General features: G+C 67.2%; 15 protein-coding genes and 1 tRNA gene. 12 read left to right on the forward strand and 4 right to left on the reverse strand.

Annotation, left to right across the window (positions count from 1 at the left end; translation table 11 throughout):
• Positions 1-268: 268 nt before the first annotated feature.
• Complete coding sequence (locus tag V6M48_RS10135; RefSeq protein WP_332812422.1) at positions 269-1,276, reverse strand: SPOR domain-containing protein; 1,008 nt, start codon at positions 1,274-1,276, stop codon at positions 269-271.
• A 178-nt stretch (positions 1,277-1,454) separates the two neighbouring features.
• On the opposite strand from V6M48_RS10135, the gene V6M48_RS10140 reads away from it, so the two are divergent.
• From V6M48_RS10140 to V6M48_RS10150, 3 genes are read left to right on the forward strand one after another with little or no spacing between them, the layout of a single operon-like run.
• The gene (locus V6M48_RS10140; protein WP_332812423.1) at positions 1,455-2,171 is read left to right on the forward strand and encodes a ParA family protein; all 717 of its coding nucleotides are present in this window, start codon (positions 1,455-1,457) and stop codon (positions 2,169-2,171) included.
• 14 nt (positions 2,172-2,185) lie between these two features.
• On the forward strand, positions 2,186-2,869 hold the full coding sequence (locus tag V6M48_RS10145) for a hypothetical protein (RefSeq protein ID WP_332812424.1): 684 nt from the start codon (positions 2,186-2,188) through the stop codon (positions 2,867-2,869).
• Between the two features lie 17 nt (positions 2,870-2,886).
• Entirely contained in the window at positions 2,887-4,377 is a 1,491-nt protein-coding gene (locus V6M48_RS10150; protein WP_332812425.1) for an SPOR domain-containing protein, read from the forward strand.
• 72 nt (positions 4,378-4,449) lie between these two features.
• Here the strand turns inward: V6M48_RS10150 and V6M48_RS10155 are convergent, their stop codons facing one another.
• Genes V6M48_RS10155 through V6M48_RS10165 form a run of 3 tightly spaced genes read right to left on the reverse strand, consistent with a single transcriptional unit; the run spans position 4,450 to position 6,985 of the window.
• Entirely contained in the window at positions 4,450-5,385 is a 936-nt protein-coding gene (locus tag V6M48_RS10155) for an aspartate carbamoyltransferase catalytic subunit (RefSeq protein WP_332812426.1), read from the reverse strand.
• Positions 5,386-5,394: 9 nt separating this feature from the next.
• A complete protein-coding gene (ruvX, locus tag V6M48_RS10160; RefSeq protein WP_332812427.1) occupies positions 5,395-5,868 on the reverse strand; it encodes a Holliday junction resolvase RuvX in 474 nt (157 codons plus the stop codon).
• A gap of 7 nt (positions 5,869-5,875) precedes the next feature.
• A complete protein-coding gene (locus tag V6M48_RS10165) occupies positions 5,876-6,985 on the reverse strand; it encodes a DUF3089 domain-containing protein (RefSeq protein WP_332812428.1) in 1,110 nt (369 codons plus the stop codon).
• Between the two features lie 208 nt (positions 6,986-7,193).
• Between V6M48_RS10165 and gatC the strand changes: the two genes are divergently transcribed.
• The 9 genes from gatC to V6M48_RS10210 all read left to right on the forward strand — a co-directional run.
• Entirely contained in the window at positions 7,194-7,481 is a 288-nt protein-coding gene (gatC, locus tag V6M48_RS10170; protein WP_332812429.1) for an Asp-tRNA(Asn)/Glu-tRNA(Gln) amidotransferase subunit GatC, read from the forward strand.
• A complete protein-coding gene (gene gatA, locus V6M48_RS10175) occupies positions 7,478-8,959 on the forward strand; it encodes an Asp-tRNA(Asn)/Glu-tRNA(Gln) amidotransferase subunit GatA (protein ID WP_332812430.1) in 1,482 nt (493 codons plus the stop codon). The genes gatC and gatA overlap by 4 nt, the downstream gene beginning before the upstream one ends.
• On the forward strand, positions 8,950-10,437 hold the full coding sequence (gatB, locus tag V6M48_RS10180; protein WP_332812431.1) for an Asp-tRNA(Asn)/Glu-tRNA(Gln) amidotransferase subunit GatB: 1,488 nt from the start codon (positions 8,950-8,952) through the stop codon (positions 10,435-10,437). Before gatA ends, gatB begins: the two co-directional genes overlap by 10 nt.
• 133 nt (positions 10,438-10,570) lie before the next feature.
• Positions 10,571-10,655 (forward strand) — tRNA-Leu (locus tag V6M48_RS10185).
• A gap of 63 nt (positions 10,656-10,718) precedes the next feature.
• Complete coding sequence (gene tig, locus V6M48_RS10190) at positions 10,719-12,380, forward strand: trigger factor (protein ID WP_332812432.1); 1,662 nt, start codon at positions 10,719-10,721, stop codon at positions 12,378-12,380.
• A 130-nt stretch (positions 12,381-12,510) separates the two neighbouring features.
• Positions 12,511-13,548 carry a glycosyltransferase family 2 protein gene (locus tag V6M48_RS10195; protein ID WP_443019084.1) on the forward strand — a complete coding sequence of 346 codons (1,038 nt, stop codon included), beginning with the start codon at positions 12,511-12,513 and terminating at the stop codon, positions 13,546-13,548.
• Positions 13,549-13,610: 62 nt separating this feature from the next.
• Complete coding sequence (clpP, locus tag V6M48_RS10200; RefSeq protein ID WP_332812433.1) at positions 13,611-14,255, forward strand: ATP-dependent Clp endopeptidase proteolytic subunit ClpP; 645 nt, start codon at positions 13,611-13,613, stop codon at positions 14,253-14,255.
• 102 nt (positions 14,256-14,357) lie between these two features.
• Complete coding sequence (gene clpX, locus V6M48_RS10205) at positions 14,358-15,614, forward strand: ATP-dependent Clp protease ATP-binding subunit ClpX (protein ID WP_332812434.1); 1,257 nt, start codon at positions 14,358-14,360, stop codon at positions 15,612-15,614.
• A 160-nt stretch (positions 15,615-15,774) separates the two neighbouring features.
• On the forward strand, positions 15,775-16,616 hold an 842-nt coding region (locus tag V6M48_RS10210), incomplete at its 3' end, for an LON peptidase substrate-binding domain-containing protein (protein ID WP_332812435.1).

The raw sequence follows: 16,616 nt of genomic DNA on the forward strand, positions 1-16,616 counted from the left end.
GCGATGACGCAAAAATTCGGTTAAGAGGGAAATAGCCTCTGTCCCCTTGCGGGACCGCTGCAAAACTCCTTTCGCGGTGAGCTGCCAAACCCCGTCATGCCAGCGCAGGCTGGCATCCAGGCGATCCTTGGGAAAGTCACCGTCGTAGCCCGGGTCGCAACCGGTGGCTTATGCGCGCATCGTCTGGACCCCAGCCTTCGCTGGTGTGACGGGGTAGGAGGTGCCCAATTCCATGCCAGCGCAGGCTGGCAGCTCTTAGATCTGCGCGTTACGGCGCGACCGGGAAGCAGGCTTGTCCGGCCGCCTTGGCGGCGCCGCACAGCCGATCGGCGGCGGCGCGGCTCGGCACCGGGCCGACCCGCAGGCGGGTCATCGCTCCGGCGCTTTCATAAGAAGGCTGCAGGCCGGACAAGGCCGATATCCGCTTGCTGAGCGAGGCCCATTGGCCGCGCGCCGCCTGCGCGCTGCTGAAGGCGCCGAGCTGGACTCGCCATCTCCCCGACGGCGCGACCGCTCGGGGCGGGGCTGGGGGAGGGGCAACCCTGGCGACGTCTTGTGCCTTGGGCACCGGCCTGGAGGTCAGTGTCTTTGCCGCCTGCGGCGGTGCTGGGGTGGGGGCCGGGGCAGGGGCCTTGGCGATCCGGGTCGGCGGCGGCGGCGACTTGCCTGACGGCGCGCTCGGCAACGTGGGCGCGTCGGCCGATGCGGATCGTCTGGCGCGAAGCTGGTGCGCCAGGCCGAGGCCCTGCTGCCGGTCGGCGGCCGGAATATATTCGTCCATCTCGGTCAGGCTTTTGCGCGCGGGTTGGATGCCCTGCGCCGCGGCCAAGGTCATCAATGCATAAGCGCGCGGCCAGTCCTTGGGCAGCAGATCGCCGTTGTTGAGCTCGATGCCGAGCACATATTGCGCGCGGGCATCGCCGTTCAAAGCGGCCTTCTGGATCCACGGCAGCGCCTCCTTGCGCTGGTCGTTGTCGTAGAGCAGCAGCCCCAGATTGGCCTGCGCCTGCTCGTGGCCCTGCTGGGCCGCTTTTTCGTACCAGCTCTGCGCGATCTTGAGGTCGGACGGGACGCCGCGGCCGAGCCGGTAGGCCTGGCCGAGATTGAACTGCGCGTCGGGATCGCCCTTCTCGGCGAGCGGCCGCCATTCGGCGATGGCGACGTCGAAGCGGGCCGCCTGCCAGGCATCGACGCCCTTCTTGACGTCGGCCGAGGCCGGGCTCGCGAGCAAGGCAAGGGCTGCCGCAGCGGTGGCAAGCAGAGTGGAACGACGCATGCTGGACCTCCCCCGGGTCGTTGACGCTAAGCCTCTTAAACAAGAAGCCTTAATGCGTTCTTAGCATAAAAAACCGGTGATTTCGCAAGCACGCAAACTTTGCTTGGAAGTGTTAACCAGATTTTAGCAGCCCCCGGTGCAACGCTCTTGCTGAAAGTTCGAGAGCCAAGGGGAAATCATGCGCGTTCTGGCACTGTCGTCGCAAAAAGGTGGTTCTGGTAAGACCACCCTGTCCGGCCATCTGGCCGTGCAGGCGCAACTCGCCGGCGCCGGGCCGGTCTGCCTTATCGACATCGATCCGCAGGGGTCGCTCGCCGACTGGTGGAACGAGCGCGAGGCCGAAATGCCGGCTTTTGCCCAGACCACCGTCGCCCGCCTCAGCGCCGATCTCGAGGTGCTGCGCCAGCAAGGCTTCCGCCTTGCGGTGATCGATACCCCGCCGGCGATCACCATGGCGATCCAGAGCGTGATCGCGGTCGCCGAGCTGATCGTCATTCCGACCCGGCCGAGTCCGCACGATCTTCGCGCGGTCGGCGCCACCGTCGATCTGTGCGAGCGCGCCGGCAAGCCGTTGCTGTTCGTCGTCAACGGCGCCACGCCCAAGGCCAAGATCACCTACGAAGCGGCGGTCGCGCTGTCGCAGCACGGCACCGTCGCGCCGGTCACCGTCCACCACCGGACCGACTTCGCCGCCTCGATGATCGACGGCCGTACGGTGATGGAGGTCGATCCCAATGGCCGCTCCGCCAAGGAGATCGTCGAGCTTTGGGAATATGTCTCCGACCGGCTCGAGAAGAATTTCCGCCGCACCATCTTCTCGGCTCCGGGCGGCCTTGCCGCTCCTCCCGTCCCACGTCCGGTCGGTGGCTTCGGCCGCCGGGTGGCTGGTCAGTGAGCCGGAGAGTGATGATGAGTGAACCCAAACCTTTCGCATCGCTTTCGTCCGGGCTGCTCGCCCGCAAAGGCGCTGCCAAGCCGGCCATGCGCCCGCAGGGCTTCGGCCACATGGGCGCCGGTCTCGACGACCTCGGCTGGAACGACATGGGCCATGCCCCGTCGCCCGTGTCGAATGCCTTCGCTTACCCTGAAGAGCCGCTCGAGCATGTGCCGAGCTCGATCACCGCGCTGACCCCGGCGCCGCGCCCTGCCGTTCGCGAGCCCGAGGACGTGACCGAGGAGCCGACGCTCGAGGCGCCAGTGTTCGAGCCCCCCGTCTTCGAGCAACAGCGCGCGATTGCAGAGAGCTTTGGTGCCGAGAGCTTCGGCACCCAGAAATCGGGCGGGGAGAAATCGGACGCCGAGGATGTCCAGCAGCCCGCACCGGCGACGCCGGTGCGCAAGCGAGAGACGTCGTCGGCTGGTGTCGTGTCGCTGCCCCGCCGGCCGCGCCAGGCGGCGGGTGCCAAGGACAAAGCGGCCTTCACCTTGCGTCTCGATCGCGATCGCCATCTCAAGCTGCGGCTGGCGTGCGCGGTGACTCATCGTTCGGCCCAGCAGATCGTCAGCGAAGCGCTCGACATCTTCCTCGATGCCTTGCCCGAGCTGGAAGCCCTGACCGGGAAATTGCCGACCGCGGCGCACAAGCGGAACTGAAGGCGGGAGCCACAAAGATGAACAGCAAACTGATCAAATTCGCAGGGTCGAGCCTGGTGCTCGGGATCGCGATGGTCGGCTGCAAGCCAGCGGCCGACGCCTATCGGCCCGCTTCGGCGTCCAGCAAGGAAGTCCGGACGAACAAGCACGCCTTGAAGCAATATCAAAAGGCGGAGATCGCATTCCGCAAGGGCGATCTCGCCCAGGCGGTCGAGGAGATGGAAGCGGCGGTGCTTTATTCGCCGCTCGACGCCGGTTTCCGCATGGCGCTCGCCGAGCTGTACATGAAGAGCGGCCGGTTCGTCTCGGCCGAGGCGACGTTCCGCGACGTGCTCGCGCTCAACCCGGCCAACGGCCGTGCGGCGATGGCACTGGCGCTTGCGCAAGCGGCGCAGGGCAAGTCGTTCGCCGCCCAGGCGCAGCTCGCCAAGGCCGAGCGTCTGATCGCGCCGGCCGATGTCGGCTTGGGTTACGCGATCGCCGGCAATCCGCAGCGTGCGATCGAGATCCTCGAGGCGGCGGCGCGTGCACCCGATGCCGACGCCCGCCTTCGCCAGAATCTCGCGCTCGCCTACGCCCTTGCCGGCGATTGGAAGAAAGCGCGCGTGATCGCCGCTCAGGACATCTCGCCGGCGCAGATCGAGGCGCGGATGGCGCAATGGGCCGCGCTCGCCGACCCGTCGGCACCCGCGATGCGGGTTGCCGGCCTGCTCGGCGTAACCCCGGCCAAGGACAAGGGCCAGCCCACGCAGCTTGCCCTCTCGCCCGTTCCCGACTGGGAGGCAGCGCTGGTCCAGGCCGGCGCTCCGGCCGCGCCGGCTGCCCTGATCGCCGCGCCGGCCGCGCCGCTGTCCGAGCCGGCGATGTTCGCCGCGCCCGCGCCGGTGGCGCCGGTCATCGCGACTGCCGCCGTCCAAACGCCCATGCCCGCGCCGATCGTCGAAGCCGCCGCGGCCCCCGAACCGGTCGTCGAGCAAGCAATCGCACGCGCCGAGGCTCAGCCACGCGCCATTCCTGCTACCCAGGAGATCCACACGCCGATCATGGCCGAGGAGGCACCTGTCGCGCGCATCACGCCGGCGGCTATTCCGGCCTTCATGCCGGCTGCGCGCAAGCGCAGCTTCGCGGCGCGCGGGACGGGCAACGCTCGGGCCAATCACCTTCGGGCCAACCTCGCTTCCGCCAATCACGGGCGCACCGGACGTGCGCAGACCGGCGGCTATGTCGTCCAGATCGGCGCGTTCAGCTCGGCCGCGCAGGTCGAGCGCGCCTGGGCGCAGACCCAGCGCCGTCATGCCTTCAGCGACGCTTACGCGCCGCTCAGCACGACCGTCCGGATCGGCGGCAAGGGCGTCATGCACCGCCTCTCGATCGCGGGCTTCGACAGCCGCAATGCGGCCGTGCAGACCTGTCTGTCGATCCGCGCCAGAAACGGCGTCTGCTTCGTCCGCCAGGTCGCCGGCGATGCGCCGGTCCAATGGGCGTCGCGCTACACCCGCAAGGCCTGATCTCGATTCGGAGCGGTGAGGGGAGGGGCTTACCCTCCCTCGCTACCCGTTCTTTCGCCTGTCTTCGCCGGTTTAGCTTCGCCGTTCGCGCGTCAGCACGTCGAGGCAGGCCATCCGCACCGCGACGCCAAGCTCGACCTGCTCGAGGATTGCCGAGCGCTCCGGATCGTCGGCGACGTCGCTCGCGATCTCGACGCCGCGGTTGATCGGGCCCGGATGCATCACGATCGCGTCCGGCGCCGCCTGCGCCAGCCGCGCGCGCGTCAGACCGTAAAGCGCGTGATAGTCGTCCAGCCGCTCGGCGAGGCTCTCCTCCATCCGTTCGCGCTGGATGCGCAGCATCATCACCACGTCGGCGCCGGCGATGCCCTCGTCGAAATCGGTGAATGATGGTGCCCCGCCCAGTTCGGCCGTCGACGGCAGCAGCGCCGCCGGTCCGACGACGCGGACGTCGCCGCCGAGCGCGCGCAGCGCCAGCAGGTTGGAGCGCGCCACCCGGCTGTGGCGTATGTCGCCGCAGATCGCGATCTTGAGGCCCTCGATCCTCCCCTTGCGGCGCCGGATCGTCAGCGCATCGAGCAGCGCCTGGGTCGGATGCTCGCCCCAGCCGTCGCCGCCGTTGATCACCGGGCAGTCCATCACCGAGGCGACCTCGCGCGCGGCCCCGGCCGCGGCATGGCGCATCACGAAGACGTCGGGGCGCATCGCGTTGATCGTCAGCGCGGTATCGAGCAGGGTTTCGCCCTTCTGGACGCTCGATTGCGCGACATGCATGTTGACGACCTGCGCGCCGAGCCTCTTGCCGGCCACCTCGAACGACAGGAGGGTGCGGGTCGAATTCTCGAAGAAGGCGTTGACCTGGGTCAGCCCCGCAAGGCGATCGTCGAGCTTGCGGACCGAGCGGTTGAACGCGATCCATTGCTCGGCTTCGTCGAGGAGAAAATTGATTTCGCCGGGGCTCAGCCCTTCAATGCCGATCAGGTGGCGATGTGGGAAGTCAGGCATCAAAGTGGCCGCTTAGACGCCGATTTGACCCCCGGCAAGGGCATCGATCGCGCCCTGGAGAATATAGGCGGCCGCCATCTTGTCGACCAGCTCGGCGCGCCGGGCGCGGCTCGCGTCGGCAGCGAGCAGGGTCCGCGTCACCGCCTGCGTCGACCAGCGCTCGTCCCACAGCAGGATCGGCAGGCCGAGCGCCTCGACGTTGCGTGCGAAGGCGCGCACCGACTGGGTGCGCGGGCTTTCACTGCCGTCGAGGTTCAACGGCAGACCGATGACGATGCCGGTCACCCGCTGCGCGGCGACGATCGCCTTCAGCCGGGCGAGATCGGCCGAGAATTTGGCGCGCGCGATCAGCTCGGCCGGCGTCGCGATCGTCCAGCCGGCGTCGCACAGGGCGACCCCGATCGTCTTGGTGCCGACGTCGAGCCCGAGCAGCCGACCGGCTTCGGGAAGCGCCTCGCGGAACTGGGCTGCGCGATCGGTGATCATCGCGTGATCATCGGGGTGCGAACGCGTCGAGGCGCCGCCCGGTGTCGGCGCGGACATTGGCCCAGAACAAGGCGTAATCGAACACGTGGTAATTGTTGCCGGGCAGGATGTAGGGCGGCATCTCGACCGGATCCTCGCCGATCAGCAGCAGCCCGCGAGGATCGCACCGCGCCGGCACCGCACCGGCCCGCAGCTCGGCTCGGGTGAGGCTTGCATCGGGCACCAATGTGCCGAGATTGGCCCGCGCGGGCGCAGCGTCGCCGCTGTTGCCGGTGATCGGGTTGACGCACAGGATCGGCGTTCCCTCGCGCCGCCGCCCGTCGGGCCCGGCCGATCCGTTGTAGATCTCCATCACCTGCTTCGCATCGGCGGGCTCGGCGAAGCTCTGCCAGGCGAGGATGCAGCCGGCCTGGGCGGCGCTGCGGCAGGCGGGGAGCCCGAGCCGCGGCAGGTCGAGGGTCGCCGACAGCGGCCAGCCGACCAGATAGGCCGCCGCGATCCGGCGCGCGAGCGGCGTCCCCGCCACCCGCTCGGCGAGCAGCCGGCTCAGCAGGAAGCTCCCCTGGCTGTGCGCAGCGAGGATGATCGGCCGATCCTTGGGCGCTTCGATCAGGAACTGGTCGAACGCGGCCCGGATGTCGCGATAGGCGAGGGCGAGCGCATGGTCGGCGTCGGCCTTGTCGGTGAGGAAGGCGCCGACCGTCGCCTGGCGGTATTTGGGCGCCCAGATCGCGCCGACGCCGTTGAACGCGCTCGCCTGGCTGCGGACGAAGATCCGCGCCCGATCCTGCGAATCGCGGTCGTCGAGCGGCGCATTCCAGCGCGAGCGATCGAGATAGGAGGTCGGGTGGACGAAGAAGATCGACGCGCGCGGGCTCGGCGTCGGCGCGAAGCCGGCGGGGGTCCACAAGGCCGGATCGCGATCGAAACCGGGCCGCGCGATCCACATCTCGGCTCGGCGATAGTCGGGACCGCCATTGGCCTGGTCGCTGAACTTGACCGACGGGACGAACGCGGCGCGCATCAGCTGCGGCGCGAACAGCCGGTAGGCCAGCGCTCCGCCGAGCACCAGCAGGATCACGATGGTCACGATCCACAGAAACCGCCGTGCGAGCATTTCTTCTCCCTATTTGCCGCCGGTGCCGCACGGGCCCCGGCGACGGAGCATGACCACATGCTCGGTCCCTGCGCGCCCAAGCGCATGGCGGTCGCGCTTGCAAGCGGTCAATGCTTGGTGCGCTGCTCGCAGCAACCGCCGCGGTTGACGCGCCGCAGTTGAAGCGCCGCGGTTGAAGCAAAGGTCGCGCGATGCTAGCGGCGCGGTCATGTCCGTCGACACCGCCACCGTCCGTCATATCGCCAAGCTCGCCCGCATCGCCGTCAGCGACGCGGAGGTCGAGGCCCTGGTGCCCGAGCTCAACAACATCCTCACCTGGGTCGAGCAGCTCCAGGAGGTCGATGTGTCCGGCATCGAGCCGATGACCGCGGTGATCCCCAACCAGCTGCGCTTGCGCAATGACATCGTCACCGACGGCGGCAAGCGCGACGACATCCTCAAGAACGCGCCGGTCGCGGAGCATGGCTTCTTCGCTGTCCCCAAGGTCATCGAATGACGGCGCTCACCGATCTTGGAGTCGCGGCGATCCGCGACGGATTTCGCGCCGGCAGCTTCTCGGCGCGCGAAGTGGCCGATTCGTTCAACGAGGCGGTCGCCAAGGCGCGCGCGCTCAACGCGTTCATAGTCGAGACGCCGGAGCATGCGATCGCCGCTGCCGAGCAGGCGGACCGCGACCGCAGCGACGGCCTGTTGAAGCCGCTTTCGGGCGTGCCGATCGGCATGAAGGATCTGTTCGCGACCAGGGACATCCAGACCACCGCGGCGAGCGGCATCCTCAAGCATTTCGAGCCCGCCTATGAATCGACCGTCAGCGCCAAGCTGTTCGCGGCCGGGGCGGGGATGCTCGGCAAGCTCAACATGGACCAGTTCGCGATGGGCTCGTCGAACGAGACCAGCGCTTATGGCAACGTCATCTCGCCGTGGCGGCGCAACGACGGCGGCAACGCGCCGCTGACCCCGGGCGGCTCGTCGGGCGGCTCGGCGGCGGCGGTCGCGGCGCGCATCGCCCCGGCGGTGACCGGCACCGATACCGGCGGCTCGATCCGCCAGCCGGCGGCGTTCACCGGCATCACCGGCATCAAGCCGACCTACGGGCGCTGCTCGCGCTGGGGCATCGTCGCCTTCGCCTCGTCGCTCGACCAGGCCGGGCCGATGGCGCGTGACGTGCGCGACTGCGCGATCATGCTCGAGGCGATGGCCGGCTTCGATCCGATGGATTCGACCTCGCTCGACCTGCCGGTTCCGAACTGGGAGGCGGCGCTGTCGAGCGACATCCGCGGCAAAAGGATCGGCATCCCGAAGGAATACCGCATCGACGGCGTCCCGCCCGAGATCGACGCGGTGTGGGAGCAGGGGATCGGCTGGATGAAGGATGCCGGCGCCGAGATCGTCGAGGTCTCGCTGCCGCACACCCGCTACGCGCTTCCCGCTTATTACATCATCGCGCCGGCCGAAGCCTCGTCCAACCTCGCCCGCTACGACGGCGTCCGCTACGGCAAAAGGGTCGATCCCGGCCAGGGCGGCCTTGCCGAAATGTATGAGGCGACCCGCTCGTCCGGCTTCGGCGCCGAGGTCAAACGGCGGATCATGATCGGCACCTATGTGCTCTCGGCCGGCTTCTACGACGCTTATTTCAACCAGGCGCAGAAGGTGCGGGCGCTGATCGCGCGCGACTTCCAGCAGGCGTGGGAGAAATGCGACCTGCTGCTCGCGCCGACCACGCCCTCGGCGGCGTTTGGGCTTGGCGAGAAGAGCGACGATCCGATCGCCATGTATCTGAACGACGTGTTCGCGGTGCCGGCGAGCCTTGCCGGCCTGCCGGCGATGTCGGTGCCCGCCGGGCTCGACTCGAAAGGGCTTCCGCTCGGCCTCCAGATCATCGGACGGCCGCTCGACGAGCAGGGCGTGCTCAACGCCGGCCTTGCGTTCGAGGAGCGGGCCGGCTTCACTGCACGCCCGGAGGCATGGTGGTGAGCAAATATCGCATCCAGGGAGCGAGCGACGACTGGGAGGTCGTGATCGGCCTCGAGGTCCACGCGCAGGTGACGTCGAACGCGAAGCTCTTCTCCGGCGCGTCGACCGAATTCGGCGCCGAGCCCAACACCCAGGTCAGCCTGGTCGATGCTGCGATGCCCGGCATGTTGCCGGTGCTCAACGGCGAATGCGTGCGCCAGGCGGTCCGCACCGGCATGGCGATCGAGGCCCGGATCAACGCCTGGTCGCGGTTCGACCGCAAGAATTATTTCTACGCCGATCTGCCGCAGGGCTATCAGATCAGCCAGCTCTATCATCCGATCGTCGGCGAGGGCGCGATCGAGATCGAGACCGAGGAGGGCTCCAAGACGGTCGGCGTCGAGCGCATCCATCTCGAGCAGGACGCCGGCAAGCTGATGCACGACCAGCATCCCAATTTCTCCTATGTCGACCTCAACCGCTCGGGTGTGGCCTTGATGGAGATCGTGTCCAAGCCCGACATGCGTTCTCCTGATGAAGCAGGCGCTTATGTCCGCAAGCTGAGGGCGATTCTGCGCTATGTCGGCAGCTGCGACGGCAATATGGAGCAGGGCTCGATGCGCGCCGACGTCAACGTCTCGGTGCGACGGCCGGGCGATTCGTTGGGCACGCGCTGCGAGATCAAGAACGTCAATTCGGTGCGCTTCATCCAGCAGGCGATCGAATATGAAGCGCGCCGCCAGGTCGATCTGATCGAGGAGGGCGGGGCGGTCGTCCAGGAGACGCGGCTGTTCGACCCCGACAAGGGCGAGACGCGCAGCCTGCGCTCGAAGGAAGACGCGCACGACTATCGCTATTTCCCGGATCCCGACCTGCTGCCGGTCGAGCTCAGCACGGCGTTCCTCGACGAATGCCGCCACAGCCTGCCCGAGCTCCCCGATGCCAAGCGCCTCCGTTACGTCGAGCAGCTTGGCCTGTCGGCCTATAACGCCAGCGTGCTGACCGCCGAGGCGGAGACCGCGCGCTGGTTCGAGGCGCTGCTCGCCGAAAGCGCGCTCAAGCAGCAGAAGCCTGAAACCCAGGTCGCAAAGGCGGCTGCCAACTGGTTGATTTCGGACCTTTTCGGGGCGCTCAACCGCCTTGGCAAGACGATCGAGCAGAGTCCGGTGAGCCCGGCCCATGGCGCCGAGCTGCTCGCGCTGGTCGCGAACGGCACATTGTCGGGGACCCTGGCCAAGCAGGTCTTCGAGATCATGATCGAGAGCGGCGAGGATCCCGCCTCGATCGTCGCCGCGCGCGGATTGCAGCAGACCAGCGACACCGGCGCGATCGAGGCGGCGATCGCCGACGTCATGACGTCAAACCCGGACAAGGTCGCCGAATATCGCAGCGGCAAGGACAAATTGTTCGGCTTCTTCGTCGGCCAGGTGATGCGGGCGATGGCCGGTAAGGCCAATCCCCAGGTCGTCAACGAACTGCTCAAGAAAGCGCTGGGCTGACGCGGCTCCGGGCGCGGATCTGAGCAGCCTGGCCAGGGCGCTCGGCCAAGCCGCGCTGCACGCACGATAGGCGAGGGGTTGCGCCTTGCCCCGTTCGTCATCCCTGCTATAGACGCCGACCGACGGCGGCCCGGCGGGCGTGGCGGAACTGGTAGACGCGCCAGATTTAGGTTCTGGTATCGAAAGATGTGGGGGTTCGAGTCCCTTCGCCCGCACCAGCTTCGCCCCGGTGACGCAAATGCCGCAGCAGAGAAATCCTAAAACGAAGGCTTAGCTTCGAGATGCAGACTGTCGAGACGTTGAACGAGGGCCTCAAGCGCGCCTTCAAGATCACCATCCCCGCCAAGGAGATCGACGATCGCGTCGACCGCGAGCTGAAGACCGTCGCGCCGCGCATGCGGATGCCCGGTTTCCGCCCCGGCAAGGTCCCGGCCAATCTGGTCCGCAAGATGCACGGGCCGGCGATCGAGCAGGAAGCGCTCAACAGCGCCGTGCAGGACAGCATCCAGCAGTTGATGGCCGAGCAGAAGCTGCGGCCGGCGATGCAGCCTTCGGTCGAGCTCGAGGAAATGCACGAGTCGGGCAAGGACGTGGTCGTCAAGATCGAGCTGGAGACGCTCCCCGACGTTCCCGCGCCGCAGATCGAAGGGCTGAAGCTCGAGCGTCTCACCGTCGAGCCGAGCGACGAGGAGGTCGATGAGCGGCTCGGGCAGCTCGCGCAGGGCCAGAAGAGCTATGACGCCGCGCCCGCCGATCATGCCGCGCAGGTCGGCGACCTCGTGGTGATCGACTATGAGGGCAAGATCGATGGCGAGCCGTTCGAGGGCGGCAAGGGCGAAGGCATGTCGCTCGAGCTCGGATCGGGCCGCCTCATCCCCGGCTTCGAGGACCAGCTGGTCGGCGCGAAGGCCAATGAGCAGCGCGTGCTCAACGTCACCTTCCCCGCCGATTATGGCGTCGACTATCTGAAGGGCAGGGACGCGACCTTCGAGGTCACGGTCAACGAGGTGCGTACCGCGCGCGAGGCGAGCCTCGACGACGAGTTCGCCAAGAACATGGGCCTCGAGAGCATCGAGCAGCTTCGCGGCCTGCTCAAGGGCCAGCTCGAGCAGGAGCTCAACGGCCTCACCCGCACCCACATGAAGCGGCGGCTGCTCGACCAGCTCGCCGAGAGCCACGATTTCCCGGTGCCCCCATCGATGGTCGAAGCCGAATTCGACCAGATCTGGAAGCAGCTCGAGCATGAGGCGACCCACGAAGCCGATCCCGAGGCGGCGCGCGCCGAGATGGAGAGCGAGCGCGAGGAATATCGCGCGATCGCCGAGCGCCGCGTGCGCCTCGGCCTGTTGCTGTCCGAGGTCGGCCAGGCCAATGGCGTCGAAATCAGCAATCAGGAAATGAACCAGCTGATCATGCAGGCGGCGCAGCAATATCGGGCCGAGGATCGCGAGCGCTTCGTGCAATATGTCCGCAACGAGCCGATGGCGGCGGCGCAGCTCCGCGCGCCTCTGTTCGAGGACAAGGTGGTCGATTTCCTGTTCAGCAAGGCGGAGATCACCGATCGCTCGGTGTCCCGCGAGGCGCTGCAGGCCGAGATCGAGGCCGACGGCGGGCATGTCCACGGCCCCGATTGCGACCACGATCACGACCATGACCATCACGGCCATGATCATGCGCCCAAGCCCAAGGCGAAGGCGAAAGCCAAGAAAGCCGCCGCTGAGCCGGCGCCTGCCGAGGACGCGGACGCCGAGCCGACCAAGCCGGCCAAGAAGCCGCGCGCGGCCAAGGCTGCGGCCGCGAGCGCGGCCGAGCCGGCCGTCGTCGAAGCTGCGGCCGAGGCTCCGGCTCCCAAGGCCGCCCCCAAGGCAGCTGCGCCAAAGCCCGCAAAAAAGGCTTCCGAGGGGAAGAAGCCTGCTGCAAAGAAGCCCAAGAGCAACGACTGAGCCCTAGCCATCGTCCTTTGCGGGACGGCGGGGCCGCCGCGGGCGCGCGATCGCGCGTGCCGCGACGGCCGACACCGGGCCAGACAGGGGGAATGGCATCTTGGCGGGCGCCGTACTGAACGAGAGGGCGCTGAACGAGGCTGGTGTCGCCGTGCGGGCGCTGCGCATTGCGGTGCTGCTCCCCTGCTACAACGAGGAAGCCGCGATCGCGCAGACGATCGCCGGCTTCCGCGCGTCGCTCCCCGACGCACTTATCTTCGTCTATGACAACAACAGCAGCGACCGGACGCGCGAGATCGCCGCCGCGGCGGGCGCGATCGTGCGCAGCGAGCGCATGCAGGGCAAGGGCCATGTCGTCCGGCGGATGTTCGCGGACGTCGAGGCCGACGTCTATGTGATGGCCGACGGCGATGCGACTTACGACGCCGCGGCCGCGCCCGATCTCGTGCGGCGGCTGATCGACGAGCGGCTCGACATGGTGGTCGGGGCGCGGCGCTCGGAGATCGAGGCCGCCTACCGGCGTGGCCATCGCCTCGGCAACCGGGTCCTGACCAGCATCCTCGCGCGCCTGTTCGGCAGGACGTTCAGCGACATATTGTCGGGCTACCGCGTCTTCTCGCGGCGCTTCGTCAAATCCTTTCCGGCGCTGTCGCGCGGATTCGAGACCGAGACCGAGATCAGCGTCCACGCGCTCGAGCTGGCGATGCCGGTCGGCGAGGTCGTCACCACCTACGGCGCGCGGCCCGACGGCTCCGAATCGAAGCTGTCGACCTATCGCGACGGCTGGCGGATCATGCGCACCATCCTCCACCTCTTCCGCATCGAGCGGCCGGTGCTGTTCTATGGCAGCATCGGGCTTGGGCTGGCGGTGCTCGCGATCGTCCTCGCCGTGCCGCTTGCGATCACCTTCGCCGAGACCGGCCTGGTACCGCGCTTCCCGACCGCGATCCTGGTCACCGGGCTGATGATCCTGGCGTCGCTGTTCTTCTTCTGCGGCCTGATCCTCGACACGGTCGTGCGCGGCCGGCGCGAGGTCCGCCGGCTCGCCTATCTCAGCTTCCCGGCGCCGGGCGCGGAGCCCGGCCCAGGCGAGGGCGGGGGCGAAGGCCGGGCGTCCTCTGCGTCCAATCCCGGCCGCGATGCGATCGGCGCGCACGACGGGGCTTGAACACGAGGCGCTTTGCTCCGATGTTCGAGGTCCTAGCACACCGACAGGATCTCCAGACCATCATGGATCACGCAGACATCGTTTCAGGCCTCGTTCCCATCGTCATCGAGCAATCGAATCGTGGGGAGCGCAGCTTCGACATCTATTCACGCCTGCTGCGCGAAAGGATCGTCTTCGTCACCGGTGGGGTCGAGGATCATATGGCGACGCTGATCACCGCCCAGCTGCTCTACCTGGAGTCGGAGAATCCCAAGAAGGATGTCTTCATGTACATCAACTCGCCGGGCGGCGTGGTGACCGCCGGCATGGCGATCCACGATACGATGCAATATATCCGGCCGCGGGTCGGCACGGTCTGCATCGGCCAGGCCGCATCGATGGGCGCATTCCTGCTCGGCGCGGGCGAGCCCGGCATGCGGGTCGCGCTCACCAATGCGCGGATCATGGTCCACCAGCCGTCGGGCGGTGCCCAGGGGCAGGCGACCGACATCGAGATCCAGGCGCGCGAGATCCTGCGCATCCGCCATCGGATGAACGAGCTGATGGCGAAATATACCGGCCAATCGATCGAGGCGATCGAAATTGCCGTCGAGCGCGACAAGTTCCTTTCGGCGGACGAGGCGAGGCAGTTCGGCCTGGTCGACGAGGTCTTCGACAAGCGTCCGGCGACCGGCGAGGAGACCGGCCAGCATGCGACCGCAGCCTGATGTGCCAGGCCGTTAATCAATAGGCCATTGTGAATGTGCGATAGTGCAGGCTAACATGGCCTTCAACGACGGGTGGCCTTCGGGCGCCCAACAAGGAAGATTATGACCAAGCTAAGCGGCAGCGACTCGAAGAGCACCCTCTACTGCTCGTTCTGCGGCAAATCGCAGCACGAGGTGCGGAAGCTCATCGCCGGCCCGACCGTCTTCATCTGCGATGAATGCGTCGAGCTCTGCAACGACATCATCCGCGAGGAAACCAAGTCCGCGCTCGTCAAGACGCGCGACGGGGTTCCGACGCCGGCGGAGATCTGCAAGGTTCTCGACGATTATGTGATCGGCCAGATGCACGCCAAACGCGTGCTCTCGGTGGCGGTGCACAACCACTACAAGCGGCTCAACCACGGCTCCAAGGGCGCCGATGTCGAGCTCGCCAAGTCGAACATCCTGCTCGTCGGCCCGACCGGGTGCGGCAAGACTCTGCTTGCCCAGACCCTGGCGCGGATCCTCGACGTGCCGTTCACGATGGCCGATGCGACGACCCTGACCGAAGCCGGCTACGTCGGCGAGGACGTCGAGAACATCATCCTCAAGCTGCTCCAGGCGTCCGACTATAATGTCGAGCGCGCCCAGCGCGGCATCGTCTATATCGACGAGATCGACAAGATCAGCCGCAAGTCCGACAATCCCTCGATCACGCGCGACGTGTCGGGCGAGGGCGTGCAGCAGGCCTTGCTCAAGCTGATGGAAGGCACGACCGCCTCGGTTCCGCCGCAGGGCGGCCGCAAGCACCCGCAGCAGGAGTTCCTCCAGGTCGACACGACCAACATCCTGTTCATCTGCGGCGGCGCCTTCTCGGGCCTCGAGAAGATCATCGCCGATCGCCTGCAGGGCAAGTCGATCGGGTTCGGCGCCTATGTCGCCGCGCCCGAGGAACGCCGCACCGGCGAGATATTGCGCCAGGGCGAGCCTGAGGATCTGCTCAAGTTCGGCCTGATCCCCGAGTTCGTCGGCCGCCTGCCGGTGATCGCGACGCTCGAGGACCTCGACACGGACGCTCTGGTCAAGATCCTCAAGGAGCCGAAGAACGCGCTGATCAAGCAATATGCCAAGCTCTTCGAGATGGAGGACGTCAAGCTCGCCTTCACCGAGGAGGCGCTGGTCGCGACCTCGAAGAAGGCGATCGAGCGCAAGACCGGCGCGCGTGGCCTCCGCTCGATCCTCGAGAACATCCTGCTCGACACGATGTTCGACCTGCCGTCGATGGACGGCGTCGACGAAGTGATGATCGACAAGGATGTCGTCGAGGGCCGCAAGGAGCCGGTGCGCATCTACGCGCAAAAGGCCGAGGACGCGGCCTGATCCACCTTTATCCCGCATTTGCGCGCCGCGCGGCGCGCAAATGCGCCTGCCTGTATGCCGGCCCGCCCGCCGGTCATCTGGCTTGGCTGCCTTGATGGTCTCGGGCGGAGAACTCATATAAGAAGCGAAGCGCGGTCCCTGTTCGCGCTGGTGGAGTAATATGACCCAATCCTATCCAGTCCTTCCTCTCCGCGACATCGTCGTATTCCCGCAGATGATCGTTCCTTTGTTCGTCGGCCGCGACAAGTCGGTGGCCGCGCTCGAAAGCGCGATGGCGGCGGACAAGAGCATCTTCCTCGTCTCGCAGCTCGACCCTGCCGAGGACGATCCCGATCGTGACGCGCTCTACGACCTCGGCGTGATCGCGACCGTGCTGCAGCTGCTCAAGCTGCCCGACGGCACGGTGCGCGTGCTCGTCGAAGGCCAGCGGCGCGCGTCGCTCAAGACCCTGACCAGCGATGGCGAGCATCTCGTCGCCGAGGCCGAGCCGATCGAAGGTGTCGAGCCGGCCGGGGCCGAGGTGTCGGCGCTGATGCGCTCGGTCGTCGAGCAGTTCGAGAATTATTCGAAGTTCAACAAGAAGCTGCCGGCCGAGACGGCGGTGCAGCTCTCGCAGATCGAGGAGGCTTCCAAGCTCGCCGACGCGGTCGCCGCCAACATCAACATCAAGGTCTCGGACAAGCAGGCTTTGCTCGCCGAGCTCAACCCTGTGCGCCGGCTCGAGATGGCGTTCGCCTTCATGGAAGGCGAGCTCGGCGTGCTGCAGGTCGAGAAGAAGATCCGCAGCCGCGTCAAGCGCCAGATGGAGAAGACGCAGCGCGAATATTATCTCAACGAGCAGCTCAAGGCGATCCAGCGCGAGCTGGGCAATGAGGGTGAGGACGGCGAGGGCGACGAGCTCGCCGAGCTCACCCGCAAGATCGCCAAGACCAAGCTGTCGAAGGAAGCGCGCACCAAGGCCACCCAGGAGCTCAAGAAGCTCAAGGCGATGGCGCCGATGTC

This window comes from Sphingomonas sp., from assembly GCF_036677245.1.
Classification (GTDB): domain Bacteria; phylum Pseudomonadota; class Alphaproteobacteria; order Sphingomonadales; family Sphingomonadaceae; genus Allosphingosinicella.